Raw genomic sequence first — 12,619 nt, 5'->3', positions numbered from 1 at the left:
TACCATTTATTTACCTCAAATTAATTAATAAGAATTTAAGCAAACAATATTTTTACTTAAATAAAATAGGCTACCTAAGTAGCCTATTTCTGCTTTTAATTAAATTAAATTTAAAAGCTTAATTGCCAATGTTGCTTCCGCTATTAAGTAAGTCTTTTACTGTATTTAAAGTACCTATCATTTTTGAGAGCTGACCTTGGCGAGTTCCTGTCCTATCATATGCACTACCATCTGTTTCAACTTCCGCAATAAACTTCTCTACTTCTGTTTGAAGCTCACTTAACTTATTCTTTGCACTAATATCGCTCTTATAAACACCTTTAGCAGATTCTAGTGAACTTTGACCTTCTTTAAGGTATCCTAAAAGCTCATTCAAATCTTTCTCTAATTGTTCTTTTGTATATTTATCCAACTCTTTTTTATCATTGGCTTTTTCAGAAGTCTCTCCAAGATTCAATGGACTATAGTACTTAGTTGTATAGAGATTCACTGAATCATAGTCACCTATTATTTTTTTAACTAGCCCAAGTGAATTGTAAACATTCCCTTTAGTTTTCTTCAAGTAGAAATCATATATATTACTATCTCTCTTTTCTTTCCTGTCTGTATCATCATCGTCCCCATCAAATTCATCTTCAACTTCCGTCATTGAATTGGACATTAACCCATATGAACCTGTCATACCAAACCCGTATGAATCATATTCTTCTACAGTTATCATCTCTCCAGAGTATGAACCTGAAGTAAAGCTTGACGAAGAATTTTCTGTTATATCCACTGCACTACTGTAACCTGACAAGCCAGTTTCGTAAGTACTACCACCTACAACATCACTTACTGCTACGCCTGATACTGAACTAGCTACACTTGTTGTAGTTGCATTTTGTTCTGTAAAATCACCTGTTGCAATAGAATTTGTTGTTCCTACTGTATTATCTTTCTTTCCTGTCTCTACTGGTGGCATAGATACACCCACAACATCTTCTGTTCCTTCTGGCACCAAACTAGTTACACTTGTCTTTGTTTCACTTACAACCGTAAATCCTGCTTTCCCTGAAGCCACATCTTTAACAGCATCGCTCTCTAAAATACCTCGTACTTCTGACAACACATCCTTAGTCTTATCTAGTACTGATAAATCACAACTTACGAAACTTAAAAGAATGCTTGCACACACATATTTTCTTTTTATTCCCATATTTTATCTCCTCTAAAAATAATAATAATCAATACATTATACTTCAACAAAATTAAAATTCTTAAATTACTTTGTAATTAGCATAAGAAAAGATTATAAATACCAAAATAGGCTACCTAAGTAGCCTATTCTTCTTTTAATTAATTTAATTTTACTTTATAGCTTTTATCTAGCAATACTGTATCCGTAATTAAGCATATTCTGTATTCTAGATACAGAACTACTTATCTTTGCGATTATATGGCTCTTTCTTGATACCTTTCTATAAGCTTCATGATTTGTCTCAGTAACAGACTTAACGTCTTTAATTAAATCCTCTAATGATTTTTTAAGATTACTCAATTCATTCTTTGCTCGCAAATCATTTTGACTGTAATCATTCTCAGAAGCCTTTTCTATACTAGCTATACCTCCTACAATTTGATCCAATAATCCTTGCAAGTCTTTTTCTAGTTGTTCTTTTGTATACTCAGCTAACTTTTTTGTAGCAATTGCGTAATTTGATCTGCTATTCTCAAGATCACGTGAATCATATTTCTTAGTTAAACAAAGATCAACTGTCTTATATCCGTCTTTTAATCTACTAGTGTAAGTATATATACCCTGTACATAGTCTTTAGCTTTCTTTATATGTTTGTCATATTTTTTACTTGCTTCCTTTTCTGCTAAGTCAATCAAATGATTCTTATAATCCTCATCTGTATCCTCGTCGATAGTCACAGCACTAGCACCACCAGAAATAAACCCTGACATACCTGATGAGTAACTATCTTCAATAACTTCTGTTGTACCACCTGAAGTTGTACTACCGTAGTGTAATATCTGTGGTCTTTCAATAGGATTAGAACCTGACACACCAAACTCTGGTGCATATCTACCTGAGTAAGTATCATATTCTACAAAACCAATACCTGTAACATTTCCTGCCTCGTCCTCTTCTACAACACTACCTACACCTGCTGGGTTTGCATAACCTGCGCTACCTGCTACTCTAGTACCTGAAGAATCTACTGTAGATCTATCAAATCCAACCTCTCCTTGTGTCTTAGATACGCCCACACTACCTGTCTTTGTTTCACTTACAATCGTAAATCCTGCTTTCCCTGAAGCCACATCTTTAACAGCATCTGTCTCTAAAATAGCACGTACTTCTGACAACACATCTTTAGTCTTATCTAAGACAGATAAATCACAGCTTACGAAACTTAAAAGAACACTTGTTATTAAATAACTTTTTCTCATTTTTTTTCACTCCTTTGAAAATAATCATAATTAACACATTATACTTCAACAAAATTAAAATTCTTAAATTACTTTGTAATTAAGGGATTTAGACAACAATTGTAGTCCTAAACTACTTGTTAGACTTAAAGATTAATGCTTTACTATAAAAGAAAAGACAATACAAAATAGGCTACCTAAGTAGCCTATTCTTCTTTTAATTTAAATTATAGTTTATGCAGGTATATCTCTGTAATTGGTGTCAAGTGAAACACTTATTCTCTTCATAGAATTTATTATGTTAGAGAACAAATAGCTCCTAGTTGATACCTTTCCATACGCTATTTTTATATCATTCTCACCTTTAACTATAGAAAGTAACTCTTCTATTTTCACACGCAACTCATCCAACTCTTTCACTGCTCGGCCTTCGTTACCATAGTTAATAACATCTCTTGCAGCTGCTGCTGCTTTTTTAGATTCTACAATTTGATCCAATAATCCTTGCAAGTCTTTTTCTAGTTGTACTTTTGTAAACTCAGCTAACTTCTTTGCTGCAATTTCTCTGACTCTAGTCTCTCCAAGGTTTTGTGTGCCATAGCCTTTTGTGTTATACAGGTTAAATAAACTATAGCTTTTTGTTATTTTACTAGCCAAAACACGTGCATATTCCATATGAGATTTAGTTTTGTATATATGGCTATTATATTTTTTACTTTCTTCCTTTTCTGCTTTGGTAGTTAAATAATCTAAGTAATCAGCCTTTGTGTCCTCTTCTATGATCACAGCACTATTTCCACCAAAAATAACTCCTGATGTTCCTGATGAGTAACTATCTTCAACAACTTCTGATTCACCACCATAAGTTACACTAACATCACCTGAATTATAGTCTACTTGTTGAATGCCACCAGAACCAGATTCTACAAAACTCATACCTTTATCATTTCCTGTCTCGTCTTCTACAACACTACCCTCACCTGCTGTATTTGCGGAACCTTGTGAACTACCTGTTGCAATAGAACTAGAACCCTCTCCTACTACTGTAGAATTATCAAATCCAGCCTCTCCTTGTGTCTTAGATACGCCCACACTACCTGTCTTTGTTTCACTTACAACCGTAAATCCAGCCTTCCCTGAAGCCACATCTTTAACAGCATCTGTTTCTAAAATAGCTCGCATCTCTGACAGCACATCTTTAGTCTTGTCTAACACTGATAAATCACAGCTTACGAAACTTAAAAGAACACTTGTTATTAAATAACTTTTTTTTATTCTCATTTTTCTCACTCCTTTGAAAGTAATTATACTTCAATAAAATTAAAATTCTTTATTTACTTTGTAATTAGGGGATTTATACAAACAAATGCAGTCCTAAACTACTTATTAGACTTAAAGATTAATGCTTGATTATAAAAAAAAGACAATACTAAAGTAGGCTACCTAAGTAGCCTATTCTTCTTTTAATTAAATTTTAATTTATAGCTTATTCTCCGTACTTGTCTCTGCCTCCAAGTAACCACTGTAGTCTAGGTACAGCACCACTTATCTTTTCGATTAAATATCTCTTTGATATCAACTTTCTATAAGCTTCATGATTTGTCTCAGCTACAGATTTAACTTCTTTAATCAAAGCCTCTAATGGTTTTTTAAGCTCACTTAATGTTGTTATTGCATAGCTGTCAAAATAATAATCACTATCAGAAGCTTGCGCATGTAATATACCTTCTACAATTTGATCCAATAATCCTTGCAAGTCTTTTTCTAGTCTTTCTTTTGTATACTCAGCTAACTTCTTTTTAGCAATTTCTCTGTTTTGTCTAAGATTTTGAAGATCCATTGTATCATTGGATTTAGTTTCACAAAGCTCAACTACCCTAGCACCCTCTTTTAATCTACTAGTGTAAGTATATATACCCTGTACATGTCTTTTAGCTGTTGTTATATGGTTGTTATATTTTTTCTCTGCTTCCTTAGCCGCTAGATCATCCAAATAATCCTGATAGTCTTCATTTGTATCCTCTTCTATGGTCATAGCACCAGACCCACCAGAAATAGAACCTGACATGCCTGAATAACTCTCTTCAATAACTTCTGATACACCACCATAAGTTACACCAGTATCACCTGAAGCATAATCTACTTGTTGAATGCCACCAGAATTAGAACCTGACACACCAAACTCTGGTGCATATCTAGCTGAGTAAGTGTCATATTCTACAAAACCCATACCTGTAAGTTTGCCTGTCTCGTCTTCTACAACACTACTTACACCTGTTGCACTTGCATAATCTGCGCCACCTGCTACTCTAGTACCTGAAGAATCTACTGCAGTATTACCAAAGCCAGCCTCTCCTTGTGTCTTAGACACGCCCACAGTACTTGTCTTCGTTTCACTTACAACCGTAAATCTAGCTTTCCCTGAAGCCACATCTTTAACAGCATCTGTTTCTAAAATACCTCGCATCTCTGACAACACATCTTTAGTCTTATCTAAGACCGATAAATCACAGCTTACGAAACTTAAAAGAACACTTGTTATTAAATAACTTTTTTTCATTCTCATATTTCCCCACTCCTTTGAAAATAATTATATTACAATGTTATTAAAAATCTCAATAATCATGTTGAATTAGATATATTAACCGTTTTTAGAAAAATATTATCAATGTAAAACTTAATTTTGCTAACTAAGATTATTGCTTGCCTTTCTGTTTTTCTTGATTAACTTATCACAATTTACATCACCAAGATACAAAGAAGGAATAGGTTGCTAAAGCCTATTCCTTCTTATTTAAAATCACTTTCAACATTATTTATTATGAAGTTTAATTGCTTATATTGTCCTTATTGTAAAGAGACCTCTTTACTGTCTTCAAAGAATCTTCCATTTTTGACAGCTTATGTCTGTTTGAAGACACTTCTTTATATGCATCACTTGTACTGGATTTATTCTTAACTTCTGCAATAAACTTCTCCAAATCTTCCCGAACCTCCCCTAACTTATTCTTTGCCCTAATCTCATTACTATAAACATCAGCAGATTTTAGTGCAATCTCGCCCTCTTTTATCCAATTCAAGAGTTCATACAAGTTTTCTTCTAATTTTTCTTTACTAAACTCATTATATTTCTCTCTAGCATTCTCGCGATAATTAGGATTTCCAAGATGCCTTGAACTATTCATTGCGGTTGCATAGTAATCAAATAGTTTAGAGTCCTTGGCTATTGCCTTAATGAGTGTGAGTGCATTAAACACATCTCTTTTAGCTTCCTTTAAGCCAGCATTATATTTTCTATTTTCTCTGCGCTCATCTTCTTCTTCTAAAGATTCATCATCTTCACCCGCAGAGCTAAAGGTAGCAACTCTTGGGATTGTGTCTTCTTCCTCTTCAATAACAGTAGCACCACCCCCATATGTACCAGAAACTCCTCCTGATGAGTACTCTACTGCATCCACCAAGTCACTAGACCCTCTTTTTAGGAAGTCCTCAATTACTGTTTGTGATTTGCCATTAAAATTATCCCCTGAAGTAACTTCTCCGTATGAGTGAGTTTCAAACTCTACAGCACCTCCCTCCAAAGTACCTCCAGGAATTCCAGAGCCACTTGTTAAATTAACACCGCCTGTATCCACTTTAGTATCTGATATAGGTGAGGATTCTCCTTCAACTACATCAAGTGAACTCTGAAGACTAGCGCCTGTACCCGCTGCTACTGCACTAACACCCTTGTCCGATGATACTGCACTAACAGCAACGCTACTTGGTTGAGCATTAATTTCTCCCAAATCATCATTAGCCTTATCCAGCACAGATAAGCCACAACTTAGGAAGCTTAACAAAATACTCGTAAATAAACATTTTCCTTTCTTAATTATTATCATATTTCTATCTTTCAAATCACCTCTCCTTTAGATTAATAAGATTTAAAATATTATAATTCAATAAAAATAAAAGACTTAAAACTTATTTCAATTTTAAGTAGTTTTTATACATGGAAAACAATATGGACTGTATAACAGGATTAAATCCAAATAAGGCAACAAAGATTATTCCTTGTTGCCTTTATGCTTAATTCTCATTCAAAGCATCATCTATTTGACCCTTGATTGCTTTAAACATAAATGAATCACTAGTAGCTCTTAAAGCTATATATGCGCCCTCATATCCCTCGTCACTACTACAAGAAATTTTTAAATCCTTAAAATATTCCTCTTCCTTTTCATTAAATTGGCTCTCAAAATTTTGTTTTTGCGGATTTTCGTCTGGTATGTCATATATGGCATTTCTTACCTCATCCCGCGCTTTCATGGTTACAACTATATCTGCAATAGCTTCCTTAGTTTTACTAGCGCCCAACATTACTAAAAATTCACGAAATTCCTCTTCTGTGTAATTCTTGACACCCACTACATCCTTTGCAATAAGAGGATTAGTTAAAACACCCTTTAAAAATTGAACTGCAAGTCTTTCTTCGGAAGAGAGTTTATATTTTGCAATTAAACCTTCTAAAGTATTCTCATCGGCAAAATCAACATCCTCAGTATCCTCCTCCTCATAATCATTTACCTCACTTACATCCTGGACATCTTTTATATCCTTACAACTAAATAATATAAATATTAAAATTAAAATTGAACTATTAAAAATTCGAATATTCATGACTTAATGTCTCCTTCTATCAACAATATATACCATTTAATTAATTAATTAAGAAAATTTTCATAGGAAAACAATGATAAATTAAACTAGTATGCACACATGCAAAAGTTAAAAGGAAAGAAAATAAAAAAAGTCAATAATACTTCTTTGTTATTCAAGAAATATATACTATACTTATTTAGACTTCTAATACATAAAGGAGCTAGTATGTTTAGAATCAAAAATTTAAAGAGAAATAATATCTTGTCTAGTTGCTATTGTAATTCTTTTATCTACATTTATGGCATGCAACCAAATGAACACAATGCTAAGGAAAGCATTTATCTCGTTTAAGTGATTCTGCAAGAATAAAATTACAAAGCAATATAAAGGCAGTCAATATATTATTCTAATCAAGCATCAATATTACGAATGACATAAGCTTTGCGAGGCAAGTAACTGGGAAAGGATTCTAGCAACAGCAGGTTTATTGATTTATGTGAGGCAATAATACCAAAAAATTAGTGGCAAAAGTTTTGATTGAGATTACAAGTCACATCAATTTACTAGTAAGTTAACAATTGGGGCGACGTTTAGCACTTATTTGTCTTTAAATTCATTGAGCCACATGCAATCAATATGGTACTAAGCCTCTTCATAAATTTTCCTCCTAAATAAAACAAACATAGCTATTCCTAGTTACATTATGAATAATAAACACCAATCATATAACTCAGGCACATAATATCAACATTTATAATTGAATGTTTTGACTTAAGAGGCGTAAGTAAGCAAAAAACAGAAGACCATCTTTCTATGGCCTTCTTGCTTTTAATCTGTATAATATTTATTTAACTAAAGTAGCATTATCTACTACTAGCGTCATTGCGCCTATTACTATTACCCGCCCCAATCAAACACAGCTCCCTCTACTTCTATTTCTTCGTCTCCGGTTATTCTATCTGAGGATTCTTCTGTCTCCCCACTTGTTCCTCCCGCAGATGCTCCTGTTGTTGATGACTTTTCTTCGCTTTTAGTTTTCACCCCTGTTGCCTCATTCAATGCTTTATGTATTTCACTAGGTATCCAAACTCTTTTTGGTAGTTGATCTCGTATACTATTTCCTGTTGCTGGTGGGTTTTGACCTTGGCCTTTACTTCCTGTTACTACAGGTTTTTTTGGTTTCTCTTTTCCTTCTGTTGGTTGTCCTGTCTTATTTTCGACTACTGGTGGTTGTTTACCCTTCTCACCTTGTTCTTCACTTCCCTCTACTGCTGTTTTTGGTGCTGGTGGGTTTTGCCCTTGGCCTCCACTTCCTGTTACTGCTGGTGTTTTTGGTTTCTCTTTTCCTTCTGCTGGTTGCCCTGTCTTATTTCCGACTACTGGTGGTTTACCTTTCTCACCTTGTTCTTCACTTCCCTCTACTGCTGTTTTTGGTGCTGGCGGGTTTTGCCCTTGGCCTCCACTTCCTGTTACTACAGGTGTTTTTGCTTTCTCTTTTCCTTCTGCTGGTTGCCCTATCCTATTTTCGACTACTGGTGGCTTACCCTTCTCACCTTGTCCTTCAAATCCTTTCTCTGGTTCTTTTTGCCTATCTCCGAACCATGGGTTATACTCACAGCCCATCATTAACATAGTAAATAATATAAGCATTATGTTATATCTTTTCATACAATCTTCTCCTCCAGATAATTACTACCACATAATCATCTGTATCACTTAAGTTAGAATACTTATTAATATAAATTCTAACTTTATACTAGACTTATATTATACTGATTTTAATTTGTATTGTCAAATTTATTTATTTAACAGTTTTAATTAAAACTTATGTTATTTAAATTTATTTGTTATATGTGTCTGTATATAAATAAAGACCATGCTTCCATGGCCTTTGCTTTTATTTAATAATATTTATTTAAAAAAAATTGAATATTATTTATTTAAAAAATTAGCTATCTCTTTTTGCTTTTCAGGAAGAGATAAATATACTTTCTTAGCAATATCTGTCATGTTACTAACAACATTAATCTTTTTCAATTCTGTTATTAAATTTGCGGTATCATTTTTCTTTGTTACTGCTACTTTTAACTGAGCTTTAACCTCTCCTATTACTTCATCTCTTAGCTTCATAAAGTCATATAGCTTAGTACCAATTTCTTTTGGTTTATCTATATAATTCATAAACCTAGATAAGTTTGTGTCTCTTAATTGGTCATTTAAAACTTCTTGAGTGTAATTTCCAATATCATACAATAATCGTAATAAGTCAAAAGCAACATTTTTATGAGCGTTTGCTACATCCAATTTAGCAAATACTTCTTCTAATTCCTTAATAGCATCTACATCATAATCTAGCCCTGAGTAAATTTTATTTAATCTTTCTGTGGCACTGTAGTCTACCTTGTTTGATAAATTGCCTGACATCTCTTTGATTTTATTCTTAAGATCACTAAATTCATTTTTTAATTCGGTATCTTTAGATTCAATCCATGTCTTGTATTCATTTATCTTATTTTTTAATTCAGTGTACCCTGTTATTTGTGTTGTTGTTGGTTTTTCCACTGGTGTTGCTACTGGTGTTGCTACTGGTGTTGCTACTGGTGTTGCTACTGGTGCTGCTGATGCTCCTGGTGTTGTTGATGCTCCTGGTGTTGTTGATGCTCCTGGTGCTGTTGATGCTCCTGGTGTTGATGTTCCTGGTGTTGATGTTCCTGGTGCTGATGTTCCTGGTGCTGATGTTCCTGGTGCGGGTGGTGTTCCTGGTGCTGTTGGTGCTCCTGGTGCGGGTGTTCCTGGTGCTGTTGGTGCTCCTGGTGCGGGTGTTCCTGGTGCTGTTGGTGCTCCTGGTGCGGGTGGTGCTCCTGGTGCGGGTGTTCCTGGTGCTGTTGGTGCTCCTGGTGCGGGTGTTCCTGGTGCTGTTGGTGCTCCTGGTGCGGGTGCTCCTGGTGCTGTTGATGTTCCTGGTGCTGTTGATGTTCCTGGTGCTGTTGATGTTCCTGGTGCTGTTGGTGCTCCTGGTGCTCCTGGTGTTCCTGGTGCTCCTGGTGTTCCTGGTGCGGGTGCTGGTGGATTTGGTTGACTTGTTTGGTCTTCTGGTTTTGTTTCATTCCCACAGCTCATCATTAATGCAGTAAATAATATAAGCATTATTATGCTAATTCTTTTCATACAATCTCCTCCTAGAATAATTACTTTTCAGAATTACCTTTTATTTTAATTTAGAATACTTTTTAATAACTATTCTAGTTTTATACTAGTTGAATATTCTACTAGTTTTATTTTGTATTGTCAACTTCTTATTTATTTAAACTTTTTAATTTAAATCTTAATTTTTTGTCTGGTGGTCTTAGATTAAGTAAAGGCCAAGGAAATAAGGCCTTTACTTTATTTAATTCTATTTATTTAACTAGTTTTTCAAACTCTTTTTGTATGTCAAGAAGAGAGTTTGACTTTCCATATACTCTATTATAAATGACTGCATTACTTCTGGTCATCTTACTCAATTCGGCTAACATCCTCTGTTTAGAATTCTTTTGTGTTGCAGCTACCTTGATTTGTTCCGCAACTCTTTCTAGTACTTCCTCTCTTAACGTAATAAATTCATTTAACATATCTTTAATATCTATTATGTTGCTGTTATCTTTAAGTTTAGCTAAGTTTGCCTCTCCTAAAAGCTCATTAACGATTTGGTAAGTAGAGTTCCCAATGCCATATAATAAGTTTAATAGTTTATAAGCAGCATCTCTATCGGAACCGGATACGTATAATTTATCTAGTATTTCTTCTACCCTTTTAATATCATCTGCATCATAATCCAGACCTGCATAAATTTTGTCCAGCCTTAAAGAATCACTATCGCCCTTCCCTAATTGCATGTTTTTTGGCAACTCTTTTATTTTAGTATCAAGAGTAGTAAATGAATCTGTCAACTCATTTTTTGATTCTGTAAGCTCTTCTTTAAGTTCATTTAAGTTTTTCTCTAGTTCAGAGTAAGCCTTTTCCTTAGCTTCCATATCAGCTTCTATTTCTTCCGGTGATTTAGTTGCAACTTTTGAAGCCTTACCTCGAGCTACACTTACTGTTTGAGCATAAGCTCCATTTACTATTGTTAATAGCGCAAATAATACAAGCATTATTATGCTTATTCTTTTCATATAATATCCTCCTAGAATAATTACTATTCAATAATTAATACTTCAATGTAACATACTATATCTGTATGCTATACTAATATATAATTATTATTATAAAATAACAATAATTATTGATTTATAATAATAACTTCTCTTGGAAATACTTAAAGTGTTATTTAAATGCCTTTAAACTCATTTGAGTTTTATATTTTTGTATCTCGGGTCATTTTGTGCTTTGCAAAAGACCTTACGAGGCCTTTTTTTTCGCAAATAAGCATTCTGCAATGTCAACAAATATTTTCTTAAGTTTGTTAGATATTGCAAGAATTTCTGAACGAGGTTCATACACAAGACTCAAGTCCTTTTTCATTTGTTCCATATCATTCTTATTTATTTGTGCCATTAATATCTGATCCTGAACAGCCTTTACTAAATCTTTTCTTAATAAAATAAATTGATCTACGAGTCCATTAAGTAAAAACAAGTTTGTTTCTCTGTTCTTAAGTTTATCTAGTTCCTCATCGCTAAACCATCCTACAAGTCTACTAGTATGATCGCCTAAATCACGCAAAAAACTCAACAACATCTTGCAAGTATCTGCCAAACCCCATCCGTCCCATTTTGTATCACTAAACCATAATATAGACAACATTTCTTCTAATCTTTCAAGAGTACTCACATCATATCCAAGTGTTTTATAAATATGATCCATTGTGGAGCTATTTGTATAAATAACTTCTTTGATTTCCCAGAGTACCTCTGCAAGTTTAGGAAATGAGTGTCCTCCATCATTAAATTTACGCTTTTCTCTCTCCAGCTCTTCCCTAAATGACTTTACTTTAATCACTAGAATATTGTAGAGGGGTTCCTGCTCTCTTGCTACCCTTTCCAATTCTAATTCTTCCATTATATTTTCTATCTTGTCTTTTACTTCTTCTAAACTATCCTCCGGATTTTCTTTTAAAGTTTGTGCTACCCTTGACTTTCTCTCTGTTTTCACTTTACCGTCTTTTATCTTCCTTCCCCTCTTTCCCTTCTTTCCTTTAACTCCTACCTTCTCTCTTTTTCTTACATCACTATCGTCCTCTTCCTCGTCTACTTCCTCTAGTTCCTCTAGTTCCTCTATATTCTCTTCCAAGTTATCACTAGCCTGCTTGCAACCAAGTAACACAAATAGTACTAAAAAAAATACCAACATACACTTTTTCATGTTATCCTCCTTTGCTTTTATTATTATGTCAATTATATATTAACACTTAAAATAAAGCCCTTTTAATATAGTCTTTTAACTAACTACCTATTAATCTTAACTATTAATCTCTAGCAATCACAAAGGCCAATACATATTCATAATTTCTTTCTAAAGATTAGTTGCCTTGTAAAACTAACTCCTTATACTTCTGTTCTTTATAATAAACGCTCT

The 12,619-nt window shown here is 33.8% G+C and carries 12 protein-coding genes; 2 read left to right on the top strand and 10 right to left on the bottom strand.

The annotated features are described in order from the left end of the window. Positions 1-118: 118 nt before the first annotated feature. The 6 genes from DB313_RS05015 to DB313_RS04990 all read right to left on the bottom strand — a co-directional run bounded on the left by DB313_RS05015 (position 119) and on the right by DB313_RS04990 (position 7,081). On the bottom strand, positions 119-1,198 hold the full coding sequence (locus DB313_RS05015; protein ID WP_120104781.1) for a hypothetical protein: 1,080 nt from the start codon (positions 1,196-1,198) through the stop codon (positions 119-121). A 165-nt stretch (positions 1,199-1,363) separates the two neighbouring features. Next, positions 1,364-2,440, bottom strand: coding sequence for a hypothetical protein (locus DB313_RS05010; protein WP_120104780.1), 1,077 nt, complete (start codon positions 2,438-2,440; stop codon positions 1,364-1,366). A 213-nt stretch (positions 2,441-2,653) separates the two neighbouring features. Then, positions 2,654-3,700, bottom strand: a complete 1,047-nt coding sequence (locus DB313_RS05005) for a hypothetical protein (protein WP_120104779.1) — start codon at positions 3,698-3,700, stop codon at positions 2,654-2,656. A 205-nt stretch (positions 3,701-3,905) separates the two neighbouring features. Further along, a complete protein-coding gene (locus tag DB313_RS05000) occupies positions 3,906-4,985 on the bottom strand; it encodes a hypothetical protein (RefSeq protein WP_120104778.1) in 1,080 nt (359 codons plus the stop codon). A gap of 262 nt (positions 4,986-5,247) precedes the next feature. Next, the gene (locus DB313_RS04995; protein WP_120104777.1) at positions 5,248-6,318 is read right to left on the bottom strand and encodes a hypothetical protein; all 1,071 of its coding nucleotides are present in this window, start codon (positions 6,316-6,318) and stop codon (positions 5,248-5,250) included. A gap of 172 nt (positions 6,319-6,490) precedes the next feature. Further along, entirely contained in the window at positions 6,491-7,081 is a 591-nt protein-coding gene (locus tag DB313_RS04990; RefSeq protein ID WP_120104776.1) for a BTA121 domain-containing protein surface lipoprotein, read from the bottom strand. 207 nt (positions 7,082-7,288) lie between these two features. Here DB313_RS04990 and DB313_RS06555 point away from each other — a divergent pair, with 207 nt between their 5' ends. Further along, on the top strand, positions 7,289-7,414 hold the full coding sequence (locus DB313_RS06555; RefSeq protein ID WP_274542542.1) for a hypothetical protein: 126 nt from the start codon (positions 7,289-7,291) through the stop codon (positions 7,412-7,414). Between the two features lie 546 nt (positions 7,415-7,960). Here DB313_RS06555 and DB313_RS04985 read toward each other — a convergent pair. Together DB313_RS04985 and DB313_RS06450 are read right to left on the bottom strand one after the other, a co-directional pair. Beyond that, complete coding sequence (locus tag DB313_RS04985; protein ID WP_120104775.1) at positions 7,961-8,731, bottom strand: hypothetical protein; 771 nt, start codon at positions 8,729-8,731, stop codon at positions 7,961-7,963. Between the two features lie 264 nt (positions 8,732-8,995). Further along, positions 8,996-9,625 carry a hypothetical protein gene (locus tag DB313_RS06450; protein ID WP_161555023.1) on the bottom strand — a complete coding sequence of 210 codons (630 nt, stop codon included), beginning with the start codon at positions 9,623-9,625 and terminating at the stop codon, positions 8,996-8,998. Here DB313_RS06450 and DB313_RS06445 point away from each other — a divergent pair. After that, the gene (locus DB313_RS06445; protein WP_161555022.1) at positions 9,607-10,197 is read left to right on the top strand and encodes a hypothetical protein; all 591 of its coding nucleotides are present in this window, start codon (positions 9,607-9,609) and stop codon (positions 10,195-10,197) included. The genes DB313_RS06450 and DB313_RS06445 overlap by 19 nt on opposite strands. Before the next feature lie 264 nt (positions 10,198-10,461). Here DB313_RS06445 and DB313_RS04965 read toward each other — a convergent pair whose 3' ends face one another. Beyond that, a complete protein-coding gene (locus tag DB313_RS04965; protein WP_120104773.1) occupies positions 10,462-11,217 on the bottom strand; it encodes a hypothetical protein in 756 nt (251 codons plus the stop codon). A 226-nt stretch (positions 11,218-11,443) separates the two neighbouring features. Then, positions 11,444-12,406, bottom strand: coding sequence for a hypothetical protein (locus DB313_RS04960; protein WP_120104772.1), 963 nt, complete (start codon positions 12,404-12,406; stop codon positions 11,444-11,446). Positions 12,407-12,619 lie beyond the last annotated feature (213 nt).

Origin of the sequence: Borrelia turcica IST7, from assembly GCF_003606285.1 — a bacterium.
GTDB lineage: Bacteria > Spirochaetota > Spirochaetia > Borreliales > Borreliaceae > Borrelia > Borrelia turcica.
This window is presented reverse-complemented; position numbering and strand designations above follow the sequence as displayed.